Source organism: Lentzea sp. NBRC 102530 (assembly GCF_030269365.1).
Lineage (GTDB): Bacteria > Actinomycetota > Actinomycetes > Mycobacteriales > Pseudonocardiaceae > Lentzea.
Window position 1 is genome coordinate 1 of sequence record NZ_BSTF01000031.1, and the last position, 26,354, is coordinate 26,354.

Sequence of the window (26,354 nt, forward strand, 5' to 3'; positions counted from 1 at the left end):
ATCGCTCCAGACGGAATATGTCTGGCAATCTGGTATTACTCTCAAAGGAATACCCCGACGAGGGGTATTCATATTACTGGCTGTGTTTCGGCACGCTGTTGAGTTCTCAAAGAACACGCGCTCACCGCAGCTCGTCTCCGAGGAGATTTACTTCCGGGGCTGTGTCAGGCTTAGAAAGTTTTTGTGTCCCGCACTCCGTTCCGGCTGTGTTTCCCGGCCCGTTCCGTGCTGACATGGAGAAATTTACACGGGCGCCCCACGAGATCCAAATCGGGGGTCACGTACGGAGTAACCGCAGGTCAGACGCCACGCGGACGGCCCAAACCCCGCAAGATCGACGCACAGTGTGACCGGGGCCACGCCAGAAATCTTGAAGACGGGGTCAACGGGGTGCGCTCGGCAGGTGAACACTGACCGACAATCCGCCCGTCGGCACGGCCACTGCCTGCGCAAACCCGCCGTGCGCGGCCACCGCGGCCCGCACGATCGAGAGCCCCAGACCCGTGCCGGACTGGCTGGTCCTGTCCTTCACCCCGCGGCGGAAAGGCTCGAACAGCTCCTCCACCCGGTCCGGCGGGATCATCGGACCGGACGACGACACCCGCAGCACGGACCACTGTGGCCCCGTCTCCACCACGGTCTCGATCCACCCGCCGACGTGGTTGTGCCGGACGGCGTTCTCCAGCAGGTTGCCGGCGATGCGTTCCAGCAGCGAGGGGTCACCGACGGCGAGCGCGGGCGCGCACCGGAAGACAGCGCGCAGATTCCGTGCGTCGGCGTCGGCCCGTGTGGCCCTCCACGCCGACTCGACCACCGCCGACAGGTCGACCGGTTCACGCACGGCGAGCCCGATGCCGTCCGTGCGCGCGAGCAGCAGCAGCGCGGACACCAACTGTTCGGCACGCTCGCCGGCCGCGCGCACGACACCGGCCATCCGGCGGAGTTCTTCGACGTCGGCATCCGGATCGGACAGGGTCACGTCCAGCTCCGTGCGCACCACCGAGAGAGGGGTGCGCAGTTCGTGCGACGCGTTCGCGACGAACCGGCGTTGCGAGTCGAAGGCCGCTTCGAGGCGGTCGAGCATCGAGTCGAACGTGTCCGCGAGCTCCGCGACCTCGTCGCGTGGCCCTTCCAGGCGCAACCGCGACCCGAGCGACTCCGCGGACAACTGCCGTGCGGCGCCCGTGACGTCGTGCAGCGGTTTGAGCACACGGCCGGTGAACGTCCACGCCAAGACGCCGGCGGCCACCACCATGCACGCGAACGCGATCAACCCCGCACGCAGCAGGTCCGCACGTGCGGCCGACGTCAGCGCGTCGGTCAGCGTCTTCACCGTGACCGTCACACCGTCCACGGTCACCTGGCTGTCGGAGGGGAACGACGGCGACGAGTCGAAGACCCGGCCCACCAGCGTCCACCCGAGGAAGAGCAGGACAGCGCTCACCACCGCGACCAGCGCGGTGGTGAGCAACGTGATCCGGAGACGCAGTCCTGGTCCGCGCCTTCGCATAGGTCAGTCCTCAGCAGATCCGTTCGAAGCACTCGGCACCCGGTACCCGGAGCCCACGACGGTGTCGATGATGCCCGGTTCGCCCAGCTTCTTGCGCAACGTCATCACGGTGACGCGCACGGTCGTGGTGAACGGGTCGGCGTTCTCGTCCCACACGCGCTCGAGCAGTTCCTCGCTGCTGACGACTGATCCCTTGGCTGCGAGCAGCACTTCGAGGACGCCGAACTCCTTGCGCGTAAGCTCGATGGGCGTGCCACCGCGAGACACGGTGCGACGGGCCGGATCCAGCTCCACGTCCTGTGCGGCGAGCACGGGCGGCGTGGCCGGAGTCGCGCGCCGGGCCAACGCCCGTACGCGCGCGACCAGCTCGGGGAACGCGAACGGCTTCGCGAGGTAGTCGTCCGCGCCGAGCGACAGCCCGGACACGCGGTCTTCGATGGATCCGCTGGCCGTGAGCATCATGACCCTGGTGAGCGCGCCGGAGCTGAGGATCTCCTTGCACAGCTCGTCACCGGACATCCCCGGCAGGTCGCGGTCGAGCACGACGACGTCGTACCGCGTGACGGTCGACTTCTCGTGCCCGGTCTCGCCGTCGTAGGCGACGTCCACGGCCATGCCTTCGCGCCTCAGGCCGCGAGCGATCGCGTCGGCCAGGGGCGCCTCGTCCTCGACTACCAAAATCCGCACGACGTCAAAGGTGCCACATGCACCTGAGAAAGCACTTAACGACACCTTCACAAGCGCTGTCGGTCACGCCTTGCGCGCGGGCCGGTCGACGACGACCGTCGAGGCGGCCTGGAGTGCGCGCAGTTCCAGCAACGCCGGGTGCTCTTCAGCCAGTCGTGCCGCGTTGAGCAACGACCGCAGCGCCGCCGTCTCCCCGCGCGCCCGCTCCAGCGCCGCACGTCCCTCGGACGCCGCCACCAGCTCCGCCAACGCCGCCCGCCGCAGTTCACCGGGCATCACGACGTCGCGCACCGCCACCTCGGACACCGAGATGCCCAGCTCAGCGGCTCGCGTGGCCACGGCTGCCAGCACCTCGGCCGCGATGGCCCCGCGCTCGGGGTCGACGGCGGAATGTGCGCGCTTGACGACCGCGCCTCGCAACGCCACCTGCACGTCCGTGTAGAGCTCGTCTTCAGGACGGGCCGATGCGATCACGAACGTCGTCGGTGACGACACGGCCCAACGCACCACCACGGTCACACGGACCAGCACGCCATCGGCTGTCGGAACGTCCTGCGCGGCCGGCGTCATCGTGCGCGGCCTGAGGTCGACGCGGTGCAGCACGACGTGCCGCGGGAACTTGTGCTCGCCGGGCTCCACCTCGCCCGCCAGCACCCCACGATCGAACCGGACTGCCCGCTCCCACGGGTACAACGTGTGCTTCATCGTCTCCACCTCCACCCCGCGCAGACCACGACCCCGGTCGGCGGGACTCCGAGCGGGACTCCACAAGGGACTCACAAAGCTCGTCGCCCCCGTGTGCGACCGGGGCCGTGGTGTTCAGGGTTTGAACCTGGTGCCGTTACAGGGCTCCAAGGCGCTCGCGGAACGCGGGACCCGGCCGGGGAAACCCGCCGGGCCGCAAGGAGCGAGCGCCGTCGACGTGGAGGTTAGCCGAACTACTTCTCCGCGGGCGCCTGAATTTCGACGGGCAGGCACTCCAGGCGAGCCGCCCACTCCGTCACGCGCCGTGCGACGTCCTGCGCGGTGATGCCGCACAACGCCAGCACCTCTCCCCGCGAGCCGTGGTCGTGGAACTGCTGCGGCAGCGCGATGTCGCGCAACGGCACGTCGATGTCGGCGTCGCGCAACGCGGCCGCGAACGACGAGCCGAAGCCACCGTGGCGGCCACCGTCCTCGACGGTCACGACGAGCTTGGACGACGCGGCCATCTCCACGAGGTCCACGGACATCGGGTAGATCCACCGCGGGTCGACGACCGTCACGCCGATGCCCTGGTCCTCGAGCCGTTGCGCGGCCTCGATGCCGAGTTCGCCCAACGCGCCGACGGTCACCAACAGCACGTCAGAGCCGGACCGCCGAAGAACGTCCACGGATCCCACGCGCTCCAACGCGGGCAGGTCCGGTCCGACCGACGCCTTGGGGTAGCGGATCACCGTGGGCGCGTCCGAGATCGCCACGGCCTCGCGCAGTTCCTCGGTCAGCGTGCCCGCGTCGCGCGGCGCGGCGACGTGGATGCCCGGGACGACGCCGCAGATGGACATGTCCCACATGCCGTGGTGCGACGCGCCGTCCGGGCCGGTGACGCCTGAGCGGTCGAGCACGACCGTGACGCCCTGTTTGTGCAGCGCGACGTCCATGAGGAGCTGGTCGAACGCCCGGTTGAGGAACGTCGCGTACACGGCGACGACCGGGTGCAGGCCGCCGATGGCGAGACCGGCGGCGGACGTCATCGCGTGCTGCTCGGCGATGCCGACGTCGTAGAAGCGCTCCGGGAACGCCTTGGCGAACGCGTCGAGGCCGGTCGGGCCCTGCATCGCGGCGGTGATCGCCACGACGTCGGGCCGTTCGCGGCCGATCTCCACGAGCGAGTCGGAGAACACGTGCGTCCAGGTGCGTCCGGCGGGCTTCACGTCCTCGCCGGTGATCGGGTCGATGACGCCGGTGGCGTGCATCTGGTCGGCCTGGTGGTTCTCGGCCGGCGCGAAGCCCATGCCCTTGCGGGTGACGGCGTGCACGATCACGGGGCCGCCGAACGACTTCGCGCGCTGCAGGGCCGACTCGAGCGTCGCCATGTCGTGGCCGTCGACCGGGCCGATGTACTTGAGGCCGAGGTCCTCGAACATCGCCTGCGGCGCCAGAGCGTCCTTGATGCCGCGCTTGGCGGCGTGCAGCGCGGCGTACAGCGGCTTGCCGAAGAACGGCGTCTGCTGCAGCGCGCTCTTGCCCTTCTCCAGCACCCGCTCGTAGCCGGGGCGCAGGCGCAACGACGACAGGTGGTCGGCGAGACCACCGATCGTCGGCGAGTAGGAGCGGCCGTTGTCGTTGACGACGATCACGACCGGACGGTTCTTGTCCGACGCGATGTTGTTCAACGCCTCCCAGCACATACCGCCGGTCAGCGCGCCATCTCCGACGACGGCGACCACGTGGCCGTGCGCGCCGTTGATCTGCTTCGCCTTCGCCAGACCGTCCGCGTAGGACAGCGCCGTCGAGGCGTGTGAGCTCTCCTGCACGTCGTGCTCGGACTCCGACCGCGACGGGTAGCCCGACATGCCGTCCTTCTGACGGAGCCGGTCGAAGCCGTCGCGACGGCCCGTGACGATCTTGTGCACGTACGACTGGTGCCCGGTGTCGAAGACGATCGGGTCCTGCGGCGAGTCGAAGACGCGGTGCAGCGCCACGGTCAGCTCGACGACACCCAGGTTCGGGCCCAGGTGCCCGCCCGTCTTGGACACCTTGTCGACCAGGAAACGACGGATCTCGTCGCACAGCTGCGTCAGCTGCGCCTCGTCCATCCGTTTCAGATCAGCCGGTCCGTGCACGGACTCCAGCAGGGTCACCACGCCCACCTCACTCCTGAAGACTTCGGCTCAGTCTACGGAGACGCCACTGAGACGCCTTGTCAGCTGGTCTCAGGAACCAGCAGGGCGATGCACTCCATGTGGTGCGTCATCGGGAACGCGTCGAACGCCCGAAGATCAGCGAGCCGGTACCCCTGAACAGTGAATTCGGCCAGGTCGCGGGCCAGCGCGGCCGGGTCGCAGGCGACGTAGACGACGCGTTCGGGACGGCGCCGTGCGACTTCAGCCACAACGACCTTGCCCGCCCCCTTGCGAGGGGGGTCTAGCACTACGACGTGAGGGTCTTCAACGGGCAGACGACGCCCCACGGCGCGTTCGACCTTGTCGACCACGAACTCGACCTGGGACATGCGGCGGAGGTTGCGCCGGCCGTCTTCCACAGCGCCTGGGAACGACTCCACGACCAGCACGGAACCGGTCTCGCCGACCTGCCGTCCGAGCACCGAGGCGAAGAGGCCGGCACCGCCGTAGAGGTCCCACGCGCGCTGGCCGGGTTCGGCCGCCGCCCACTCCCCCACGACCTTCGCGAACGTGTCCGCGGCGGCGGGGTGGACCTGCCAGAAGCCGTCCGCTGAAATTCGCCACTTTCGGTTGGCGGCGGTCTCGACGGCCGTACCGGTTCCGGCGCGGCGCGCGGTGTGTCGGCCGCGCACCTCACCCACATGACGGTTGCCGTCACCGTCCTGGACGATCGTGAGTTCCTGGGCCCGCCACGTTCGGTCGGCCACGGCCTCGACCATGCCCGGCCGGGAGATCACACAGTGGTCGATCGGGATCACATCGTGGGAACGGGTGCCGCGGAAACCCGGTCGTCCGTCGCGGTCGACGGCCATCCGGATCCGGGTCCGCCACTCCAGCGGGCCGCCCGGCAGCGCCTCGACGACCACGTCCCGGTCGATCTTCGCCAGGCGGGTCAGCTGCTCGCGCACGACCTGGGCCTTGAGCTCCCGCTGCGCGTCCCAGGACACGTGCTGGAAGTCGCAGCCGCCGCACATCCCGGGGCCGCTGAACGGGCACGGCGCCTCGACCCGGTCCGGTGACGGCTCCAGGACCTCGATGGCGTCCGCACGGCAGAACGACCCGCCGTTGTCCTCGTACACCGACGCCACGACGCGTTCGCCGGGCAGTGCGTGGCGCACGAACAGAACGCGCCCCTCGTGCCGTGCGACGAAATGCCCGCCGTGCGCGACGGGTCCTACCTCGACCTCGACCTTGCGGCCGGTCCAGTCTTCTTTGACAGTGCTCATCGGTCGTCAAGTCCCCTTCGGACAGCGCCGGGCGCGATGACGTCCTTGTCCTTGACCTTCACCGAAGACTCGAGCTGCCAAGGCACGCTCGTCACCATCACACCCGGCTGGAACAGCAGCCTTCCCTTGAGCCGCAACGCGCTCTGGTTGTGCAGCAGCTGCTCCCACCAGTGGCCGACGACGTACTCGGGGATGAACACCGTAACAACGTCGCGCGGGTTGTCCGTCTTGACTCTCTTGACGTAGTCGAGAACGGGCTTGGTGATCTCCCGATAGGGGGACTCGATGACCTTGAGCGGGATCTTGAAGTTCTCCTTCTCCCACTCGGCGACGAGCTTGCGGGTGTCGCCGTCGTCGACGTTGACCGTGACGGCCTCCAGCACGTCCGGCCGGGTGGCCTTCGCGTAGGACAGCGCCCGCAGCGTCGGCATGTGCAGTTTGGACACGAGCACCATGCAGTGGTTGCGCGCGGGCATCGTCCGTACGCGTTCCTGCTTGCGGAGCTCCTCCGCGACCGTGTCGTAGTGCTTCCTGATAGCGGTCATCAACGCGTAGATGGCGGCCATCGCGGCGATGGCGATCCACGCGCCCTTGGTGAACTTCGTGATGAGCACGATGATCAGCACGGTCGCCGTCAGCGCCAGGCCGAACGTGTTGATGGCCTGCGAGCGCCGCATCCGGGTGCGCGCCTGGGCGTCGGTCTCGTTCTTGAGCAGCCGCTGCCAGTGCTTGATCATGCCGAGCTGGCTCAGCGTGAACGACACGAAGACGCCGACGATGTAGAGCTGGATGAGCCGCGTCACCTCGGCGTCGAACGCGATCACCAGCACGACCGCGAACCCCGCGAGGAACAGGATGCCGTTGGAGAACGCGAGCCGGTCGCCGCGCGTGTGCAACTGACGCGGCAGGTAGCGGTCCTGGGCGAGGATCGAGCCGAGCACCGGGAAGCCGTTGAACGCGGTGTTCGCGGCGAGCACGAGGATGAGCGCGGTGACGCCGGCGATGAAGTAGAAGCCCGGCGGGAAGCTGTCGAACACGGCGTGCGCGATCTGCGCGACCATCGTCTTCTGCTCGTAGCCCTCGGGCGCGTTGGCGATCTGCTGCTTCGGGAACTCGGCCATCCGCACGTCGGTGAGCTGGGCGAGGATGATCAGGCCCATCAGCATGACGACCGAGATGCCGCCCATCAGCAGCAGCGTCGTGGCGGCGTTGCGTGACTTCGGCTTGCGGAAAGCGGGCACGCCGTTGCTGATCGCCTCCACGCCCGTGAGCGCCGCACAGCCCGATGAGAACGCACGCAGCACGAGGAACACGAACGCGAGGCCCATCAGGTGGTCCGACTCGGCGTGGATCTCCAGGCCGGAGCTCTCCGCCCGCATGTCGTCGCCCAGGACGAACCCGCGGAACAGGCCGTAGCCGATCAGGCCGAAGACGCCGATCATGAACGCGTAGACGGGGACGGCGAACGCGCTGCCGGACTCGCGGATGCCGCGCAGGTTCACCGCCGTCAGCAGCACGATGGCCGCGACCGCGAACTCGGCCTTGTGCGTCGCGACGAACGGGATCGCGGACCCGATGTTCGCCGCGGCCGCCGAGATCGACACCGCGACCGTGAGGATGTAGTCGACGAGCAGGGCGCTCGCCACCGTGAGCCCCGCTCTGCGCCCGAGGTTGACCGTCGCGACCTCGTAGTCGCCACCGCCGGACGGGTAGGCGTGCACGTTCTGGCGGTAGCTGGCGACCACGGTGAGCATGACCACGACGACCGCGACACCCACCCACGGCGCCATTGCATAGGCGCTCAAGCCGGCCACCGACAGCATCAGGAAAATCTCTTCCGGCGCGTACGCGACCGACGACATGGCGTCGGAGGCGAAGACCGGCAAGGCGATGCGTTTGGGCAGCAGGGTGTGAGCGAGGCGATCGCTGCGGAACGGCCGTCCGACCAGGAGGCGTTTGGCAGCGGTGGCGAGCTTGGACACGGCCAGAGCGTAAGGGGTCCGCTCACCGGGACGGGCTAATGCTCGGTAGGTTCTGCGCAAGGTTCGCCTGAGGAGGCATGTCGTGCACGTGGTGATCATGGGCTGTGGCCGGGTGGGGGCGTCCCTGGCCAGGGCTCTGGAGCGACTCGACCACCAGGTCGCCGTGATCGACAAGGACGCGCAGTCGTTCCGCAGGCTGGGCAGCGACTTCCACGGACAGCAGGTCGTCGGCAACGGTTTCGACCGCAATGTCCTGATCGAGGCCGGTGTCGAGCGCGCGGGCGCGTTCGCGGCGGTCTCCAGCGGCGACAACTCGAACATCATCTCGGCGCGGGTGGCGCGGGAGACGTTCGGCGTCGAGCACGTCGTCGCGCGGATCTACGACCACAAGCGCGCGGCCGTGTACGAGCGCCTGGGCATCCCGACGGTGGCGACGGTGCCGTGGTCGACCGACCGGTTCCTGCGGATGCTGCTGCCCGAGGGCGCGTCGACGGCGTGGCGCGACCCGTCCGGCACGGTCGCGGTGCTGCCGATCGAGGTCGCCGAGGAGTGGGTCGGGCGGCCGGTCCTCGAGCTGGAGGGCGCGATCGGGGCGCGGGTGGCGTTCCTGATGCGGTTCGGCACGGGCGTGCTGCCCGACGCGAAGACCACGGTGCAGGCGGACGACACCATCTACGTGGCGGCGCTGTCCGGCACGATCACCGACGTCGCCGCCGCGGCGTTGCAGGCACCGGAGGAGAGCTGATGCGGGTCGCGATCGCTGGTGCGGGAGCGGTGGGGCGGTCCATCGCGCAGGAGCTCGTCTCGGACGGGCACCAGGTCATGCTGATCGAACGGGACCGGGCGCACTTCGACCCGAACTCCGTCGAGCAGGCCGAGTGGGTGCAGGCCGACGCGTGCGAGTTGTCCTCTTTGGAGGACGCGGGCATGCACCTGTGCGACGTGGTGATCGCCGCGACCGGTGACGACAAGGTCAACCTCGTGGTGTCGCTGCTGGCGAAGACGGAGTTCGCGGTCCGTCGCGTCGTCGCGCGCGTGAACGACCCCACGAACGAATGGCTGTTCACCGAGTCGTGGGGTGTCGACGTGGCCGTGTCGACGCCACGGCTGCTGGCCGCCATGGTCGAGGAGTCCGTGACGATCGGTGACGTCGTGCGGCTGCTGACGTTGCGGCAGGGGCAGGCGAACCTCGTGGAGATCACGCTCGACGAGGCGACGCCGTTCGCCGGGCGTGCGGTGTCGGAGCTGACGCTGCCGCGCGACGCCGCGCTGGTGACGATCCTGCGCGGCGGGCGGGTCATCGTGCCGCAGCCGGACGACACCCTGGAAGGCGGCGACGAGCTGCTGTTCGTGACGACCGCGGCGGTTGAGCAAGAAATCAAGTCCGCGCTCGGGTATTAGCCGGATCGGGTGGTTGCCGCTGTGACGGCCTCACGGCGGCATGGCCGTTCCGTATCTGCGGAACGGATGCGGGCACTTACCACCCGTGAGCGATCAGCTGCCCCTGGTCGGGCGCGAGAGAGAGTTGCGGACCGCGCTGCGGGCGTTGGCCGTGGACGGCGCGGTGCTGCTGTCCGGCCCTCCTGGCGTGGGGAAGACACGGCTGGCCGCCGAGGCGTTGCTCGCCGTGCCGCACCCGGTCGTGCGTTGTTATGCCACGGTCGCGACATCGCGTATTCCACTCGGTGCGTTCGCATCGCTCGTGCCTTCCGACCTGCCTGCCTCGCGAGGGCTGCTCCCGTCGTCGTCTGTGCGGACGGCTGCCGAACACCTCTCTCGTGGCGGCCAAAGGGTGTTGTCGATCGATGACGCCCATCTGCTCGACGACGCGTCGTTGTCGGTGTTGCGACACCTCGTGCGGCATCGGCTGATGCGGGTCATGTGCACCGCACAGCCTTGCTGGGGCATCGAGGGACTGACCGTCGTCGCGGTCAAGGCACTGGACCGGGAACGGGCGGACGCGTTGCTCGCGGCGGCGCTGGGCGGGCCGGCCGACGCCTCGACGCGGCACCTGGTGTGGGCGAACAGCCAGGGCAATCCGTTGTACCTCAAGGAACTCGTGGCGGCCGGGCGGCACACGGGCGCGGTGACCGAGACCGGGGGCGGGTGGAGCTGGAACGGGCCGCTGGAGCTGTCCGGGCGGCTCGCCGAGCTCGTGGACCTGACGCTGGGCCGGCTCGCGGAGCCGCAGCGGCGGGCGCTGGAGCTGCTGGCGTACGGGGAGCCACTGGAACCTTCGTTGATGCCCGTGCCGCGGGATTTGGTGGAGATGGGGTTCGTCCGCGTCGGTGACGATGGACGCACGCGCGTTGCGCATCCCTTGTACAGCGCGCGCCTACGGGCCACTTGTCCGACGTTGCGTGCACGGGCGCACAGGCGTGCATTGGCGGACAGGCTCGAAGCCGCCGGTGCGGAGCGGCCCGGTGATGCGGTGCGCCTCGCGACGTGGCGGCTCGACAGCGGGACGGCGGACTCACCGGACGTGCTGGCGCGTGCGGCCGAACACGCACTGTCCGCACAAGACTGGGAGCTCGCCGAACGGCTCTCGCGCGCGGCCGTTGCCCGTGAGATGACACCGCGCGTTGGGCTCGTGCTGGGTCTGGTGCTGATGTACCAACGCCAATGCGATGAGGCCGAGTCCGTGTTCGCCTCGGCCATGGCGTCGTGTGGCGACATCGCGACGTTGATCCAGGTCGGCTGTGCGCGCGCGTTCAACCTGTTCTTCGGTGTCGGTGACGACGCCGCCGCTGTGGCCGTGCTGGACCACGTGACCGAACGGGAGCTGCCCGCCGAACTCGAGCACGCGGTGTTGTTCTTCTCGCTGATGGTCGCGCTGGAAGCGGCACCGGTGCGGATCGCGCGGCTGGGCGGGGATCTGCTGGTCGCCGAGGGCGGCTGGGCGGAGACGGCGGGACGGCAGGTGCTGGCGATCGCGGACCAGTTCGCCGGGCGGTACCCCGAGGCGGTCGCGCAGGTGGAGGAGAACGCACCGGCGGTGCTCGCGGCGGCCGGGCGGTTCCCGACGCTGGTGGCGGCGGCGCGGGGTGTGCGCAACGAGAGCATGCTGCGCGGCGGTGACCTGGTGGAGGCCGAGAAGCGGGCGGCGCGGGCGCTGGCCGAGGCGGTCGAGGAGAGCCGCTGGTCGGTGGCACAGGTGCCGCCGCGGGTGCTGTTGAGCCAGAGCGCCCGCGTGCGTGGGAAGGCCGCGGCGGCCGTGCGCATCACGGCGGAGGGCGTGACCGAGCCCGGGACGGTGCCGATGATGTGGGACGTGCTGCTGCTGGCCGAGTTCGCGGCCGGGGCGGCGTTGCACGGGCAGTCTGATCGTGCGTTCCGTGCGTTGGCGCGCGCGGAAGCCGGGGTGCGGCCCCCGTGGCGTATCGCGCAGTTCGCCGTGGGCACCGCACGGTCGTGGGTGCTCGCGGGGGCCGGGCGGGTCAACGAAGCCATGCAGGCCGCCCTGGACAACGCCGCGTTGGCCGGGGAACACGGCGCACACGCGGACGAGATCGTGTCGCTGCACGACGCCGCACGGTTCGGTGCGGACACCTCGCCGCGTCTGCTGGAACTCGCCAAGACGCGGCGTGACGCTCTGACGACCGCATACGCCTCGCACGCCCAAGCGCGCGCGTTGCGTGACCCAGCGGGGCTGGAGGAGGTGGCGGCGGCGTTCTTGGCGTGCGGTGTCACGTTGTACGCGGCCGAGGCACTCGCGGAGGCGAGCAGGCTGTCGCGGTTGCACGACCGGCCTCGGGACGCGGATCGCCTGGAGAAGAAGGCGTCGGCGCTCATGGAGTCGTTCGACGGCGCGAGCACGCCCGGCCTGGTGGTGACGAGCACGCTCGTCGCGTTGACGCCGCGTCAGCTGGAGATCGCGCGTCTGGCCGTGGCGGGGCTGACGAACGTGGAGATCGCCGCACGGCTCGCCATCGCCAAACGCACCGTGGACAACCACCTGCACACGACGTACGCCACCGTCGGTGTGACCGGACGGGGTGGCTTGCGCGCGTTGTTCGGTCTGGGGACGTAAATCGATGTGCGCGGTGAGCCGGGACTTGGGCACACTGCGAGCCGTGTGGCCGTTCGTGGGCAGGGCGCGGGAACTCGAGGACGTGGTGTCCGCGCTGACGTCCGAACCCGGCGCGGCTCTCGTCGGACCCGCCGGTGTGGGCAAGACCCGGCTCACGGACGAGGTCGTCACACGGCTCGAACGCACCGGTGTGGTGGTGCGGCGCTGCTATGCGACCGTGGCGACGTCGTCCATCCCGTTCGGTGCCATGGCCGCGATGCTGCCTGCCGACCTGCGCACGGCAAACCCGCTCGGTCGTGCCGTGGAGCACCTGTTGGCGTTGTCACGGCCCTTGGTGATCGTCGTGGATGACGCGCATCTGCTCGACGACGCCTCCGTTGCGTTGTTGCAGCACGTGATCCGGCACAGGCACGCACGCGTTCTGGTGACCGCACGCCCTGGCGACCGCACCGAACTCTGGCAGGAGGGCCTGCTGCGCCGGGTGACGGTGGACGACCTGGCCCGTTCCGAGTCCGACCTGCTCCTCGAACGCGCTCTGGGCGGGCCGGTCGACACGCGGTCCGCGACGTTGTTGTGGTCGGCCAGCACCGGCAACCCGTTGTACCTGAGGGAACTCGTCGTGTCCGGACGTGCCGTGGGGTCGTTGCGCACCGACGACGGCATCTGGTCGTGGCACGGCGCGATCGAACTCGACGGCCGCCTCGCCGAACTCGTGCGCTCGAACCTGGGCCGCCTCGATGCCGCGCACCGGCACGCCTTGGAGCTCCTCGCCTACTCCGAACCCGTCGAGCTGGACCTGCTGGCGCCGTTGGTCCAGGAAGAGGCGCTGGACGAACTCGAAACGCGCGGTTTGATCCGTGTCGCGTCATCGGACCGTCGCGCGATGGTGCGACTAGGGCATCCCCTCTACGGCAGCCTGCTCCGCGCTACATGCCCCACGTTGCGCGCGCGAGCCCACCAACGAGCGTTGGCCACCGCTCTCGAGGAAACAGGCGGCCGCCGTCGTGAAGACCTCATGCGCATCGCCACCTGGCGGCTCGACAGCGGTGCGCCGCCCTCGGTCGACCTGCTCGCCGCAGCCGCCGACCAGGCCTGGGCCGCCCAGGACGTGACGCTCGCCGAACGCCTCTGCCGGGGCGCGGTGGCGGCGGGCGGCCTGGACCGCGTGGGCCACGTGTTCGGCCAGGTCCTGATGCACGGCCGGGCGCCGTCCGAGGCCGAGGCGACCCTCGCCGACGTGATGTCCGGCGCGCTGTCGGCCGAGGACCTGAGCCGTCTGGGCGCCACCCGTGCGATGAACCTGCACTTCGGCCTGGGCGACGCCGCTGCGGCCGACGCCGTTCTCGACAGCGTCGACGTCCCTTCCCTGCCCGCGGACCTGCGCGACTGGCTGCGAGTCGTGCGTGTCATCTCCGCCGCACAGCACTCACACGTGACTTCCGTGCTGGAACGCACCCATCAGCCCGTGGCACCCCATCTGACCGTCCACATGCGACGCACCAGAGCGTTGTGTCTCCTGCACGCGGGGCGCTACAGCGACGTGCTGCACGAGATCGACGCCTACTCGGCTGGCGCTGAACCCGACGACGGTGCCTTGCGCATGCGCGGCTTCGCCCTGGCGTTCGCCGGGCACCTCGCCGAAGCCGAGGCCTTGGCGCTGACGATGCACACCCGCCCGTTCGACGAACTCGCCTTCACCGGCGCAACATCCCTCTACAGCGCGTTGTCCTTCTGCGCGCGCATGCGAGGCCACGGTTCGCAAGCCCTTCGCCTGGCCCGCGAAGGCACCCCGAAACCCGCCGCGGCCACACCACCGCTGGTCTTCGACGCCATCGCCCTGGCCAACCTGGCCTTCGCCGCGGCCCTCACCGGCGACACCGCCCTGGCCCAGGACTCGCTGGCCCGAGCCGAGACCGCCCGCCGACCGGCGTGGCGTCTGGCCGGGCTCACCGTCTCCCTGGCCCGCTCGTGGGTCCTGGCCGCGACCGGCGACCTCCCCGCCGCCACCACCGCGGCGCTGGATGCCGCCGACGAGTGCGCCTCCCTCGGCGCGCACGGCAGCGAAGCGATGGCGCTGCACGACGCGGCCCGCCTGGGCGCCGACACGTCCCGGCGCCTGACCGCCCTCACGTCCACCATGACCGACCCGCTCACCGGCGCCTACGCGGCCCACGCCACCGCACTCGCCCAGGCTTCCCCGGCACTGCTGGAAGCCACCGCGACCACGTTCCACCGCCTCGGCGCCACCCTCCACGCCGCCGAGGCCCTGGGCGCCGCCACCCGCCTGCACCGAGCCCGGGGCAACCCGCGCGCCGCCTCGCAGACCTCCGCCCGCCAGGCCCTGCTGGCCCGCGACTTCGACGCAGCGCACACCCCCGCCCTGCGCACCGGCGACCACCCCTGCCGAGCCCGGCTGACCCGCCGCCAGACGGAGGTCGCCCGGCTGGCCACGTCCGGGCTCACCAACCAGCAGATCGCGGCGCGGCTCCACACGTCCAAACGCACCGTCGACAACCACCTGCACGCGATCTACGGCGTGCTCGGGGTGACGGGCCGCGACGAACTGCGCGCGATCCTCGGTCCGCCCTGAAACGGTCACGGCCGGCGCCCCGGAGCGGGGTGCCGGCCGTGTGGCGTCGTGCGGGTCAGTCTCTGGACCTGTCGCGGGACTCGGCGTCGACGACGCGCTTGAGTTCGTCCATGTCCGGGGTGAGGAGGTCGTCGGCCGTGCGGGCGAGCACCTCGTTCACCTCGGCCTCCTTCGCGGCCTGGGCCTCGGCGGCTTCCTCCGCCGCCTTGAGGCGCTTGTCGGCGCGGCGGACCGCCCAGACGGTCGCGAGCAGGGCGATGGCCATCAGCGGGTAGCCCATGCCGAGGCGGGCGACGGCGAGCCAGCCGACCTGGTCCTCGTCGTAGAGCCAGCGCTGCACCACGAAGCGCGCGAAGAAGACGAGGGCCCAGACGAAGGTCGCGATGTCGTAGTCGCGGACCGTGGCCTTGTCGGCGCGCCAGGAGCGGTCCCGGCCGTTGAGGAACGTCCAGATCACGCCGGCGAGCGGCCAGCGCAGGATGATCGACAGCAGGAAGGCGCTGCCGTACACGACGCTCTGCCAGATGCCGAAGAGGAAGAAACCCTTCGCCTCGCCCGTCTTGTAGGCGATGAAGGCCGCGATGCCGACGCCGAAGACGGCGGAGATCGCGGGCTGGATGGTTCCCTTGCGCACGGCCAGGACCACGCCGATGACGACGGCGGCGGCGAGGGAGCTGATGATCGCGGCCATCAGGTTCTTGGTCGCGAAGTTGATGATCACGAAGACGAGCACGGGCAGCGACGAGTAGAGCATTCCGCTCACGCCGCCCATCTGCTCGAGGACGGTGGGCTGCTTTTCTTCGGTCTCAGCTGAGGTCATGAAGCGATCTGCAACTCGTAATAGGGGTTGTAGAGCACCTTGCGCCCGTCGCGCACGGCGATGCGGCCTCGGGCCTTGATCGTCCGACCAGGCTCGATTCCGGCGATGCGACGGCGGCCGAGCCAGACGAGGGTGACGCCCTCGGTGCCGTCGTAGAGCTCGGCTTCCAGGGTGGCGGCCGCGTCCCGGGGACAGAGCTCCACGCTGCGGAGCCTGCCGAGGACGGTGACCTCCTCACCGGACTTGCAGTCGCAGGCCTTCACCGCGCCGACGGCCTCCGCTTTTCGCGACAGGTCGTCCGCGTCGAGCTCGGTCACGTCACTGGTCAAGCGACGTACCAAGCGGCGCCAATAGCCGCTCATCCCCGACTCCTGCATTGCTCTGGTGGCCCCGTGGTGTGGGCCGTCTGACAGTGAGGGTACGCACGAGCGACGACAATCCTCGGCGTGCCTGCCGAGACCGTCGTCCTGCTGCCCGGAACCGCCTCCGACGAGGTGTTCGTCCGGTCTGTCTTCACCGAGCCGTTGTCGCAGGTCGGTGCCGTTCTCCACGCCCCGCTCGTGCGCACACTGGGTGAACGGTTGACGGCGCTCGAAAATGCCCCGGCAGGCCACCCGATCGTGGTGGGTGGTGTCTCACTGGGCGCGCACGTGGCGGCACGCTGGGCGGCGCACAACCCGGACCGGTGCGCGGGACTCGTGCTGGCGTTGCCCGCGTGGATCGGCGCCCCTCGGGACGCACCGGCCGCGCAGGCGGCCAGAGCGAGTGCCGAGATCGTCAGGACCCGGGGCCTGGCAACGGCTCTGGCCGGGACGACCGGGTGGCTGCACGACGAGCTGTCCAGGGCCTGGCGCGGCTACGGGGACCGGCTCGTGCCGCACTTCGAGGAAGCCGCCGAGTCGCTCGCGCCGACGCTCGAGGAGTTGAAGTCCCTGGACGTGCCGGCCGGGATCCTCGGGTGCACCGACGATCCGGTGCACCCGATCGAGATCGCCCGGCAGTGGGCGGAGGCGATGCCCCGCGCCGTGCTCCTCACGACCACGCTGGACGCCTACCCACACGCGCTCGGGCGTGCGGTGCGGGCGTGGCAGCAGGCGAAGCTCTAGCCCTGTTGCTGGATGTGCCGGGCGATCGCCTCCGGCAGCTCGACCGGCAGCGGGGTGCGGGGCGGCATGGGCTGCTCACCGCGCACGACCACGGTGCCGCGCAGCATCTCGCGCAACGCCGCGGAGTTCTGCTCGAAGTGCTCCTCGGGACCGGCCGCGACGCCGCGCAGCATCCACCGCGGGCCGTCGACGCCGACGAAGAGGATCTGCACGCCCTGGTTGCGCGCGGTGATCTCCTCGCCCCACTCACCGTTCTCGCGGTTGATGCGGGCGCCGTCCTCCTTGAGGCCGTCGATCAGCTCGGCGCCGACCTCCCGCCACAGGCCACCGGACTTCGGCGCGGCGAACGCGCTGACCGTCAGCTGGCCGACCGAGGTGAGCACGTGCACGGCGCGCACGGAGCCGTTCTGCTGGTCCATCTCGACCTGCAGCTGGGCCTCGTCCGGCATCGGCAGCTGCACCGATCCCAGGTCGAGCCGCTGCACGTCGTCGCGGGGCGCGACCGTGGAGTCCCACGGGCCGTCGACCTCGTCGAACGACTCGTCGTGCTCCTGACCGGTGTCGACCGCCCCCGAGGAGTGACGACCGCGCTTGCGGCGCCTTCCGAACATGCCCCTACCCCTCCGCATTCGTACGGGCGAGCACCACGTGCCCGCCGGTCGAGCCATAGCCTCCCGCACCGCGCTCCGTCTCGGAGAGCTCGGTGACCTCGCGGAACACCGCGTGCTCGACGCGTTGCACGACGAGCTGGGCGATCCGGTCGCCGCGCGACAGCACGATCGGCTCACGAAGATCATGGTTCACGAGACAAACGCGGATCTCACCGCGGTAGCCGGAATCGATCGTTCCGGGAGTGTTCACCACGCTCAGGCCGACCCTCGCCGCGAGGCCCGACCGCGGGTGGACGAAACCCGCGAACCCGTCCGGCAGCGCGATCGCGACACCGGTGCCGACCACCGCGCGCTCGCCTGGTGGAATGACGACGTCCGACGTGGTGACCAGATCAGCGCCCGCGTCGCCATGACGGGCGTAGGCGGGCACGGGAACCCCCGGATCGAGCCGGGTCAGCAACACCTCGACGCTGGACACGGCGGCCGAGATTACCCTGACGACGTGAGTGAGACTGCCGTGACCGCCACTACGACCTTCCGCGAGCGCCTGTACGTGACGTGGTGGATCTGGCCCCTGCCGCTGCTCGCGGCCGCGTTGCTGGCCGCCGAGGTGCACATGGGCTTCCCCGGCGTCCGGTCCTGGCTGCCGTACGTGATCCTGCTGCCCCTGACCGTCGTGCTCATCATCCGGATGGGGTCCACGAAGGTCGAGGTGGCCGACGGCGAGCTGCACGCCGGTGACGCGCACATCCCGCTGGAGCTGCTCGGCGAGGTCGAGATCATCGCCGCCGAGGACCGCCGCCGGACCATGGGCCGCGACCTCGACCCGGCGGCGTTCGTCGTGCACCGGGGCTGGGTCAAGCCGCTCGTGCGGGTGCGCGTGACGGACCCGGAGGACCCGACCCCCTACTGGGTGATCAGCACGCGGCGCCCGGAAGAGCTCGCCGCCGCGATCAAGTCCTGAGACGGAAACACAACTGGGCGCCACCCGTGAGGGTGAGCGCCCAGTTCTTTCGGCGGACTTCGCTGATCCGGTCACGCCCTGCGGTCAGGGCGCTGGTGTCAGACGCAGGCCAGGTGCCGTGCGTCGAGCATCAGGCGCAGTCGCGGCAGATGTACGTGCCGCCGTTGTCCTCGGCGAGCCTGCTGCGGTGGTGCACCAGGAAGCACTTCGAGCACGTGAACTCGTCGGCCTGCTTCGGCAGGACCTTGAACGTGAGCTCCTCGCCGGACAGATCGGCGCCGGGCAGCTCGAAGTTCTCAGCGCTCGCGTCCTCGTCGACGTCGACGACGCCGGACTGCGTCTCGTTCCGCCGGGCTTTCAACTCCTCGAGGGAGTCCTCAGCGAGTTCGTCCGCCTCGCTGCGACGCGGCGCGTCGTAGTCGGTCGCCATCTTCTTCACCCCTGCGGTCTACGGAGACTGTTCGTGTCGCTGGTTAACGCTCCAGCGACCTCTTTTGTGCCCCACGTCAAGGTGACGTAGGTCTCTCACACCCGTCGGTCGTGCCAACCCCCTTGACGTGACCATCGGCTTGATCGACATGTGTGCGGAGCGCGCAGAGGGTAGCTCACCGTCCGGATGACTCAACATCGGGTTACCCCTTACCGACCGGACGGGTGACACAACCTTTGTACGCTGGACCGATACCCTGTGCAGGTGCGTGTACGCCTGGGCGTGCAACCTGACGCCGGGCCGGTACCGTCTTGACTGTGAGCAATCAGGTCGGTGCGTTCGGTCACGCCCGTCGGGGCGCGCGTCAGCCGGGCAGGGCCTAGGCTGACCTCAGGGGACGGATCACGGGGAGGGCTTCGAACGTGGGATCCGCATCGGGAAGCTTGACGCCTTACAAGAGGCGTCGGCCCGTGCCCGCGCTCGTCCTGTTCGCGGTGCTGTTGGTCAGTTCCGTGTTCGTGTGGGTGAAGGTGCTCGGCAACGCGAGCGACGTGGACGCGGCCATCAAGTGCAACGCGCCGGGCAACGTCGTGACATCGGAGAGCCCGGCGGCCGATGCGGCCGCGGCCCCGACGCCACCGCCACCGGCGCTCGGCACGGTCCTGGAGCACGACGCGCTCGACCGCACGAACCCGGTGCCGGTCGCCGACGTGAACTTCAAGGTCGTCAACGCCTCGACGCAGCGCAACCACGCCAAGGCCGTCGCGACGATGTTCACCGAACTCGGCCTCAAGCAGGCGGCCGAGCCCGGCAACGACCCGATCTACCCGGCGGGCGACATGACCTGCCGCGGCCAGATCCGCTTCGGCGCGCCTGGCGCCTCGGCCGCGCGCACGCTCTCGTTGCTCGAGCCGTGCCTGGAGCTCGTGCGCGACGACCGTCAGGACGCCACCGTGGACATCGCGATCGGCAAGAAGTTCGACGAGGTCAAGCCCAACAGCAACGCCCGCAAGGTGCTCGACCAGCTCGCCGAGTGGGCGGCGCAGCAGCCGGAGCAGCAGGGCGGTCAGGTCGCCGCGGCCGCTCCCCCGTCGATCAACGCCGACAACCTGGCCGGCGCCCGCGAAGTGACCTGCTGATCTTCCGCTGATCCGTCCGGTTCGCCCGCTATCTTTCCCCCAATGGGGGTAGATCTTCGCGCTGAAGAGCGCGTGCTGTGGCAAGGGAATCCGTCGAGACGCACGGTGTTCGTGCGCGAGGACCGGCGCTGGATGCGGTTCAGCCTGAAGTTCGAGGCCGTCAAGATCGGGCTGCTCGCCGCGTTGATCGTCGCCGGTCAGGGGTGGGCGGACTTCTTCTCGGGCTGGCCGGCGGCACTGGGCACGCTGGCCGTGCTCGCCGCCCTGGACCTGTTCTTCTACTTCGTCGAACCGTTCGTGTGGCGCCGTTTCACGTTGCGTCGCACGACCTACTACGTGACCGACCAACGCGTCGTGTCCACGCCAGGTCGCCGATCGCGGTCGACCGACCTCACCGCGATCAGCACCCTGACGTTCACCGAGGAGCCCGACGGCTCCGGCCACATCCACATCGGTGACCGCGTCGTGCCCGACGGGTTCGGCAACCGGACCGTCGGCGAGCTGTTCCACATCGCTGACGTGCGCGAGGTCGTCACCCTGCTGTCGACTCTGACTGGACAGCCCGCGCGTCAACGTTGATTCGTCAACGTCGACGTTGACGAATCAACGTGAGGTGGATCGGATCAACGTTGAGTTGATCCATGTGTTGATTCGGAGCTTGACTTGATTCAGACCTTGCCGAATCCGCTCTCCGTCAACGCGCGGTACATCTCGTCGGCCACGCCGGGGGTGCACGCGAACGTCGCGTCCGCCCCCAGTTCCGGCGACGATCCCGGCAACCGGACGACCGCACCGGCCTCCGCGGCGATCAACCCGCCCGCGGCCCAGTCCCACCGCCCGAGACCGTGCTCGGCGTAGGCGTCGAGCCGGCCCGCCGCCACCGAGCACAGGTCGAGCGACGCCGCTCCGGCCCGGCGCAGGTCGCGGACGCGGGTGGCCATCCCGGCCCAGGCGTCCGCCTGGCGCTGCCGCCGCTCGGACCGGTAGGCGAACCCGTAGCCCAGCAAGGACAGCGACAGGTCTGTGGTGGTGGACACGCGCAACGGCGAGCCGTCCAGGAACGCGCCATGACCACGTGCGGCGGTCCACATGCGCCCGGTGGCGGGCTCGAACACCGCGCCGGCGACGGACTCGCCGTCGAGCTGCGCTGCGATCGACACCGAGTACCAGGGGATTCCGTAGAGGTAGTTGACGGTGCCGTCGATGGGGTCGACGACCCAGGTCACCCCCTCGACGACGTCACCGCCCTCCTCCTCACCGAGCACGGGTTCGCCGGGGCGCGCCTCGGACAGACGCGTCCGTACGAGTTGTTCCGAGGCGCGGTCGGCGGCGGTCACGACGTCGGTCGAGGTGCTCTTGGTGTCGAACGAGACGACGGCGGAGGCGCGCATGCGCTGAACAAGAGCACCCGCTTCCCGTCCGATGGCCGTCGCGATGTCGACGAGTGGCCGGGGATCGAACACGACCGGTTCCCTCCTGTGTCACTAGCACGGGACTATCGGACAACGTCAGGCTAATGTCTGCGCACCACGGTGTACTGAATCGAAGCAAGCAGGATCGAGTAGGAAGGACCACGGGGATGGGCATCACCCGCGGGTTCGGTGTGGACATCGGCGGCTCCGGCGTGAAGGGCGGCCTGGTCGACCTCGAGGCAGGAGCACTGGACGGCGAACGCATGCGGATCCCCACGCCCCAGCCCTCGACACCGCAGGCGGTGGCCGAGGTGGTCGCGGAGATCGTCGAGAAGTTCCAGTGGGAGGGTCCCGTCGGGATCACGCTGCCGTGCGTGGTCAAGCACGGGGTGGCCCTGAGCGCCGCGAACGTCGACAAGGGCTGGATCGACTGCGACGCGCAGACGTTGTTCGCCGAGCGCCTCAAGCGCAAGCCCGAGGACATCGTCGTGATGAACGACGCGGACGCGGCCGGCATCGCGGAGATGTCGTTCGGCGCCGGGGTGGGCAAGAACGGGACCGTGGTGCTGCTGACGTTCGGCACGGGCATCGGCAGCGCGGTGTTCCTCGACGGCAAGCTGGTGCCGAACACCGAGTTCGGGCACCTGCAGGTCGACGGGCACGACGCGGAAACGCGCGCGGCCGCCTCCGTGAAGGAGGAGAAGGACCTGTCCTGGGATGAGTGGGCACCCAGGGTCACGCGGTACATGAACGTGCTCGAGGACCTCATCTGGCCCGACCTGTTCATCGCCGGTGGCGGCGTGAGCAAGAAGGCGCACAAGTGGTTGCCATTGCTCAAGGTTCGCACCGAAGTGGTCGCCGCCGCGCTGAAGAACGACGCTGGCATCGTCGGCGCCGCGTGGGCCGCCACGCACGGCGTCCGCCCCTGGTGAGCGTTCGACACCGAATCGTGTCCGACTCGATCTAGCTGGGAAAACGCAGGTGGGAGCGCCTCGATGCACCTCGGGGCGCAACACCCGGTCACCGACGTCGTTACAATGGAACGCACACCCGCCAAGCAAGATCGGCGGGGAGATCCCCTGAACTCTGGCGACCGAGGTTTCGCGCCCTCTGGTCCGCCTTGAACGACCGTCGCGAAAGGGCGTACGTGGCAGCCGCAGAAACCGCAACCCGACGCTCCAGCTCCGCCGCGAGCGCCGCCAAGACGACCAAGGCGACCGCGGCCGGCGAGGCCGAGGAGAAGCCGAAGCGCAAGACGACCGCTGCGGCAGCGAAGAAGCCCGCCGCCGCCAAGGCCCCGCGCAAGACGGCCGGCAAGGCCGATCCTGCCGCGAAGGGCACCGGCAAGCCCGGTGAAGAGCCCGAGGACATGGAAGGCGCTCCCGGCGCCGAGGACCTGGAAGACGTCGAGATCGTCGACGAGCCGGTCGTCGACGAGCCCGAGGAGGCGGAGGACCCCAAGAACGAGGGTGACTTCGTCTGGGACGAGGAGGAGTCCGAGGCCCTGCGCCAGGCGCGCAAGGACGCGGAGCTCACCGCCTCGGCCGACTCGGTCCGCGCCTACCTCAAGCAGATCGGCAAGGTCGCCCTCCTCAACGCCGAGGAGGAGGTCGAGCTCGCGAAGCGCATCGAGGCGGGTCTCTACGCCGCCGAGCGCGTCCGCCGTTCCGAGGAGGAGGCGGAGAAGCTCACGCCGCAGCTGCGCCGTGACCTCCGCTGGATCGTCCGCGACGGCGAGCGGGCCAAGAACCACCTGCTCGAGGCGAACCTCCGCCTCGTCGTGTCGCTCGCCAAGCGCTACACGGGCCGCGGCATGGCGTTCCTGGACCTGATCCAGGAGGGCAACCTCGGTCTGATCCGCGCGGTCGAGAAGTTCGACTACACCAAGGGCTACAAGTTCTCGACGTACGCCACCTGGTGGATCCGTCAGGCGATCACCCGCGCGATGGCCGACCAGGCCCGCACCATCCGCATCCCGGTGCACATGGTCGAGGTCATCAACAAGCTCGGTCGCATCCAGCGCGAACTGCTCCAGGACCTGGGCCGCGAGCCCACCCCGGAAGAGCTCGCGAAGGAAATGGACATCACGCCCGAGAAGGTGCTGGAGATCCAGCAGTACGCGCGTGAGCCCATCTCGCTGGACCAGACGATCGGCGACGAGGGCGACAGCCAGCTCGGTGACTTCATCGAGGACTCCGAGGCCGTCGTCGCGGTCGACGCCGTCTCGTTCACGTTGCTGCAGGACCAGCTGCAGTCCGTGCTCGCGACGCTGTCCGAGCGCGAGGCGGGCGTCGTCCGGCTGCGCTTCGGTCTCACCGACGGCCAGCCGCGCACGCTGGACGAGATCGGTCAGGTCTACGGCGTCACGCGTGAGCGCATCCGCCAGATCGAGTCCAAGACGATGTCGAAGCTGCGTCACCCGTCCCGTTCGCAGGTGCTGCGGGACTACCTCGACTAGGTCTTACCGAGTCATACGCACGCGGCCCCGCACCGGTTCGGTGCGGGGCCGCTGTGTTTCCAAAAATTGAGTACCCCTGTACTCATGCGCTCCAGGGCGAGCCCACGCCAGCATCGGTTCCGCACAACGGAACGAGGGGACTGGGGACATGGGCAGGTCTGTGCTCGAAGGGGCTTTCTCGCTGCTGGACGGGCTGATGGACGAGGGCGAGCTCGGGTTGTCCCAGCTCGCCGAGCGCTGCGAGATGCCGAAGACGACGGTGCACCGCCTCCTGGAACAACTGGAGGTGCTGGGAGCGGTGGAGAACGTGCGCGGCCGGTACCGGGTGGGCGCGCAGATGTTCCGGTACGGGCAGGCGTGGGAGCCGGCGCCGGGCATCCTGGCGATCGCGCGGCAGCCGTTGCGGGCGTTGTCGGCGACGATCAGGACGTCGGCGATCCTCGCGGTGCCGCGGCGCGACCGGGTGCTGGTGGCGGCGGCGAGCCTGGTGCGGGCCGAGGACGTGCCCCGGTTGCGGCCGGGCGCGACGGTGCCGGCGGGCATGGAGTTCGTGAGCGCTCCGGTGCGCGCGCACGGGAGCAGCGTCGTCGGTACGGTGTCGGCGGTGCTCGACCACGGCCGCAGCGCGACGGCTCTGCGGGACGCCGTGGGGCACGCCGCACGGGCGATCAGCACTGCCCTCGCGGGCTGATCGAACGGGACTTGATCACGGTTCCGCGTCCGAATCGTGGGACGTTCGTGACCTGTTCGCTGCGGGCGGACAAGGGCAACCGATATCACACTCACGGTGGCACGCAACCGACCGAACGGCCTGAACGTGCTGCTCCACCAGCGGGTTTCCGGTTGCGCAGCGTGCGTGTCAAGACTGTGAACCGGTGGCAAACGCAGGTGTACTTCTGCGACAGCCGGGTAAATCGCATAGTGACGCGAGTCGCCACGTACACGGGAACACTGACTATCGCCGAAACGTCTGTCAGAGTGGAGCCAGCGAGCACCGCGCACCAATCCAGGGGCGCCGTGGTCGCAGCTTGGTAAGAGGGCACCGGAACACTTCGTACCGGTGCTGGGACGGAGGGAGATTCATCATGACCGCAGCACTCACCCGCCCCGAGTTGACCGCTGCCGACCGCTGCGACCGCTGCGGGGCTGCTGCCCAGGTTCGCGCCTTGCTCCCGTCCGGGGGCGAGCTGCTGTTCTGCGGGCACCACGCTCGCGCGCACAGTGAGAAGTTGCGCGAACTCGCTGCTGAGATTCAGCAGGGCTGACTTCCACCCCACCTAGCCGCTCGGGGCGGAGATCCGGTGGATCTCCGCCCCCTTCGCATTCCAGCGGCTTTTCGGGGCGACTAGATGGCGTCGAGCACCGGCTCGAAGGCCAGTTCGGCGGCCCCGACGAGCTTCGCGTCGCGCCCCAGCGGTGACGTCACGACCTGGGCCCCGCCGAGCGCGCGGGACACCAGGCTGCGCTTCTGCACCGACGAGCTGACCGAGTCGACCACCGACGCGGGCAGCGCCGTGTAGAGGTCGCCGAGCACGACCAGTTCCGGGCCGAGGACGTTGACGATGTTCGAGAGCCCCAGCGCGAGCCAGCCGGCGAACTCGTCGAGCACCGCCGGTTCGTCCAGCGCCCGCAACGCCGCGACGACGGCACCGCGCGGCGCGTCGTCGGGCAGGCCGAGCGCCCGGCACAGCGCCGGTTCGCCCACCTCGGTCTCCCAGCAGCCGTCGCAGCCGCAGTAGCAGCGGCGGCCGTTCGGGTTGACGACCATGTGCCCGAGTTCGCCGACGTAGCCGCCGGAACCGCGCAACGGCTGTCCCGCGAGGATCACTCCCCCGCCGACGCCGACGTCCGCGGAGATGTAGACCATGTCCGAGGACTCCCTGGCCGCGCCGCGCACGTGCTCCGCGAGCGCGCCCAGTTCCGCGTCGTTGCCGACCTGGACCGGCAGTTTCAGCACCGCTTCCAGGCGTTTGCCGAGCGCCACCCCGGTCCAGTGCAGGTTGGGCGCCTCGTGGACGTGCCCGTCGGCGCGGCGGACCACGCCGGGCACCGAGACGCCCACCCCGACGGCGGTGACGTCGAGGTCGTCGGCCATGAGGCGCGCCGACTCGACGATGTGCGTGATGACCTCACCCGGATCACGCGTCCGGTGCAGGTTCCAGCTGTCCCGGCCGAGTATCTCGCCGCCGAGCCCGACGAACCCCATGGCCACGTGCTCCACCCGCACGTCGATCGCGATGACGACCGCGGCGTGCGGCTGGGGCAGGACCAGCAAGGAGGGGCGGCCCGCTCCGCTGCGCAGAGCGGGCACGCGTTCGGCGACCACACCGGCTTCGGCGAGGCCGTCCACCAGGGCCTTGATCGTGCTGCGGTTGAGCCCGAGCTCCGCCGCGAGCGACGCCCTGGTGGACGGTCCGTCGACGTGCAGGCGGCGCAGCAACGCCGTCCTGTTGTGCCTGCGGATCTCGTCGGGACGGGTGCCGGACGTGGGTCCCGTCACCGCG

Annotated in this window: 25 protein-coding genes; 12 read left to right on the forward strand and 13 right to left on the reverse strand. The window is 69.7% G+C overall.

Features of this window, described 5'->3' with window-relative positions:
* Positions 1-382: 382 nt before the first annotated feature.
* The 6 genes from QSK25_RS43475 to QSK25_RS43500 form a co-directional block, all read right to left on the reverse strand.
* Positions 383-1,510, reverse strand: coding sequence for a sensor histidine kinase (locus QSK25_RS43475; RefSeq protein WP_285647382.1), 1,128 nt, complete (start codon positions 1,508-1,510; stop codon positions 383-385).
* A 3-nt stretch (positions 1,511-1,513) separates the two neighbouring features.
* Complete coding sequence (locus tag QSK25_RS43480) at positions 1,514-2,197, reverse strand: response regulator transcription factor (protein ID WP_285647383.1); 684 nt, start codon at positions 2,195-2,197, stop codon at positions 1,514-1,516.
* Between the two features lie 63 nt (positions 2,198-2,260).
* Positions 2,261-2,902 (reverse strand): SPFH domain-containing protein, encoded by a 642-nt coding sequence (locus QSK25_RS43485; protein ID WP_285647385.1) that lies wholly within the window; start codon positions 2,900-2,902, stop codon positions 2,261-2,263.
* A gap of 233 nt (positions 2,903-3,135) precedes the next feature.
* On the reverse strand, positions 3,136-5,040 hold the full coding sequence (dxs, locus tag QSK25_RS43490) for a 1-deoxy-D-xylulose-5-phosphate synthase (RefSeq protein ID WP_285647387.1): 1,905 nt from the start codon (positions 5,038-5,040) through the stop codon (positions 3,136-3,138).
* Between the two features lie 62 nt (positions 5,041-5,102).
* The gene (locus QSK25_RS43495; RefSeq protein WP_285647389.1) at positions 5,103-6,308 is read right to left on the reverse strand and encodes a class I SAM-dependent RNA methyltransferase; all 1,206 of its coding nucleotides are present in this window, start codon (positions 6,306-6,308) and stop codon (positions 5,103-5,105) included.
* Entirely contained in the window at positions 6,305-8,290 is a 1,986-nt protein-coding gene (locus QSK25_RS43500) for an APC family permease (protein WP_285647391.1), read from the reverse strand. Before QSK25_RS43500 ends, QSK25_RS43495 begins: the two co-directional genes overlap by 4 nt.
* Before the next feature lie 82 nt (positions 8,291-8,372).
* Between QSK25_RS43500 and QSK25_RS43505 the strand changes: the two genes are divergently transcribed.
* The 4 genes from QSK25_RS43505 (at position 8,373) to QSK25_RS43520 (ending at position 14,910) form a co-directional block, all read left to right on the forward strand.
* Positions 8,373-9,035 (forward strand): potassium channel family protein, encoded by a 663-nt coding sequence (locus tag QSK25_RS43505; protein WP_285647393.1) that lies wholly within the window; start codon positions 8,373-8,375, stop codon positions 9,033-9,035.
* Positions 9,035-9,691, forward strand: a complete 657-nt coding sequence (locus QSK25_RS43510; protein ID WP_285647394.1) for a potassium channel family protein — start codon at positions 9,035-9,037, stop codon at positions 9,689-9,691. The genes QSK25_RS43505 and QSK25_RS43510 overlap by 1 nt, the downstream gene beginning before the upstream one ends.
* Before the next feature lie 85 nt (positions 9,692-9,776).
* Complete coding sequence (locus tag QSK25_RS43515) at positions 9,777-12,320, forward strand: helix-turn-helix transcriptional regulator (RefSeq protein WP_285647396.1); 2,544 nt, start codon at positions 9,777-9,779, stop codon at positions 12,318-12,320.
* Positions 12,321-12,363: 43 nt separating this feature from the next.
* Positions 12,364-14,910, forward strand: a complete 2,547-nt coding sequence (locus QSK25_RS43520; RefSeq protein WP_285647404.1) for a helix-turn-helix transcriptional regulator — start codon at positions 12,364-12,366, stop codon at positions 14,908-14,910.
* Between the two features lie 55 nt (positions 14,911-14,965).
* Here the strand turns inward: QSK25_RS43520 and QSK25_RS43525 are convergent, their stop codons facing one another.
* Together QSK25_RS43525 and QSK25_RS43530 are read right to left on the reverse strand one after the other, a co-directional pair.
* Complete coding sequence (locus tag QSK25_RS43525) at positions 14,966-15,730, reverse strand: DUF3159 domain-containing protein (RefSeq protein ID WP_285647405.1); 765 nt, start codon at positions 15,728-15,730, stop codon at positions 14,966-14,968.
* Positions 15,727-16,107, reverse strand: a complete 381-nt coding sequence (locus tag QSK25_RS43530) for an OB-fold nucleic acid binding domain-containing protein (RefSeq protein WP_285647407.1) — start codon at positions 16,105-16,107, stop codon at positions 15,727-15,729. The genes QSK25_RS43525 and QSK25_RS43530 overlap by 4 nt, the downstream gene beginning before the upstream one ends.
* A 69-nt stretch (positions 16,108-16,176) precedes the next feature.
* On the opposite strand from QSK25_RS43530, the gene QSK25_RS43535 reads away from it, so the two are divergent.
* Entirely contained in the window at positions 16,177-16,836 is a 660-nt protein-coding gene (locus tag QSK25_RS43535) for an alpha/beta fold hydrolase (protein WP_285647409.1), read from the forward strand.
* On the opposite strand, the gene QSK25_RS43540 is transcribed toward QSK25_RS43535, so the two are convergent.
* Together QSK25_RS43540 and dut are read right to left on the reverse strand one after the other, a co-directional pair.
* Complete coding sequence (locus QSK25_RS43540; RefSeq protein WP_285647410.1) at positions 16,833-17,447, reverse strand: DUF3710 domain-containing protein; 615 nt, start codon at positions 17,445-17,447, stop codon at positions 16,833-16,835. The genes QSK25_RS43535 and QSK25_RS43540 overlap by 4 nt on opposite strands.
* Positions 17,448-17,451: 4 nt before the next feature.
* Positions 17,452-17,925 (reverse strand): dUTP diphosphatase, encoded by a 474-nt coding sequence (dut, locus tag QSK25_RS43545; protein WP_285647412.1) that lies wholly within the window; start codon positions 17,923-17,925, stop codon positions 17,452-17,454.
* A gap of 24 nt (positions 17,926-17,949) precedes the next feature.
* On the opposite strand from dut, the gene QSK25_RS43550 reads away from it, so the two are divergent.
* Complete coding sequence (locus tag QSK25_RS43550; protein ID WP_285647414.1) at positions 17,950-18,411, forward strand: DUF3093 domain-containing protein; 462 nt, start codon at positions 17,950-17,952, stop codon at positions 18,409-18,411.
* A gap of 130 nt (positions 18,412-18,541) precedes the next feature.
* Here QSK25_RS43550 and QSK25_RS43555 read toward each other — a convergent pair whose 3' ends face one another.
* Positions 18,542-18,841 (reverse strand): DUF4193 domain-containing protein, encoded by a 300-nt coding sequence (locus tag QSK25_RS43555; RefSeq protein ID WP_030474775.1) that lies wholly within the window; start codon positions 18,839-18,841, stop codon positions 18,542-18,544.
* A 422-nt stretch (positions 18,842-19,263) separates the two neighbouring features.
* Here QSK25_RS43555 and cei point away from each other — a divergent pair, with 422 nt between their 5' ends.
* Together cei and QSK25_RS43565 are read left to right on the forward strand one after the other, a co-directional pair.
* The gene (gene cei, locus QSK25_RS43560; RefSeq protein WP_285647417.1) at positions 19,264-19,980 is read left to right on the forward strand and encodes an envelope integrity protein Cei; all 717 of its coding nucleotides are present in this window, start codon (positions 19,264-19,266) and stop codon (positions 19,978-19,980) included.
* 42 nt (positions 19,981-20,022) lie between these two features.
* Complete coding sequence (locus tag QSK25_RS43565; protein WP_285647418.1) at positions 20,023-20,559, forward strand: hypothetical protein; 537 nt, start codon at positions 20,023-20,025, stop codon at positions 20,557-20,559.
* Positions 20,560-20,648: 89 nt separating this feature from the next.
* Here the strand turns inward: QSK25_RS43565 and QSK25_RS43570 are convergent, their stop codons facing one another.
* Positions 20,649-21,443: an inositol monophosphatase family protein gene (locus tag QSK25_RS43570; protein ID WP_285647420.1), complete on the reverse strand. Its 795-nt coding sequence runs from the start codon at positions 21,441-21,443 to the stop codon at positions 20,649-20,651.
* 116 nt (positions 21,444-21,559) lie between these two features.
* Here QSK25_RS43570 and ppgK point away from each other — a divergent pair, with 116 nt between their 5' ends.
* The 4 genes from ppgK to QSK25_RS43590 all read left to right on the forward strand — a co-directional run bounded on the left by ppgK (position 21,560) and on the right by QSK25_RS43590 (position 25,115).
* Positions 21,560-22,324, forward strand: coding sequence for a polyphosphate--glucose phosphotransferase (gene ppgK / locus QSK25_RS43575; RefSeq protein WP_285647421.1), 765 nt, complete (start codon positions 21,560-21,562; stop codon positions 22,322-22,324).
* A 215-nt stretch (positions 22,325-22,539) separates the two neighbouring features.
* Complete coding sequence (locus QSK25_RS43580) at positions 22,540-23,850, forward strand: RNA polymerase sigma factor (protein ID WP_285647422.1); 1,311 nt, start codon at positions 22,540-22,542, stop codon at positions 23,848-23,850.
* A 148-nt stretch (positions 23,851-23,998) separates the two neighbouring features.
* Positions 23,999-24,541 (forward strand): helix-turn-helix domain-containing protein, encoded by a 543-nt coding sequence (locus tag QSK25_RS43585; RefSeq protein ID WP_285647423.1) that lies wholly within the window; start codon positions 23,999-24,001, stop codon positions 24,539-24,541.
* Positions 24,542-24,935: 394 nt separating this feature from the next.
* Entirely contained in the window at positions 24,936-25,115 is a 180-nt protein-coding gene (locus QSK25_RS43590) for a DUF7455 domain-containing protein (protein WP_231642793.1), read from the forward strand.
* An 80-nt stretch (positions 25,116-25,195) separates the two neighbouring features.
* On the opposite strand, the gene QSK25_RS43595 is transcribed toward QSK25_RS43590, so the two are convergent.
* Positions 25,196-26,350, reverse strand: a complete 1,155-nt coding sequence (locus QSK25_RS43595; protein WP_285647424.1) for an ROK family transcriptional regulator — start codon at positions 26,348-26,350, stop codon at positions 25,196-25,198.
* Positions 26,351-26,354 lie beyond the last annotated feature (4 nt).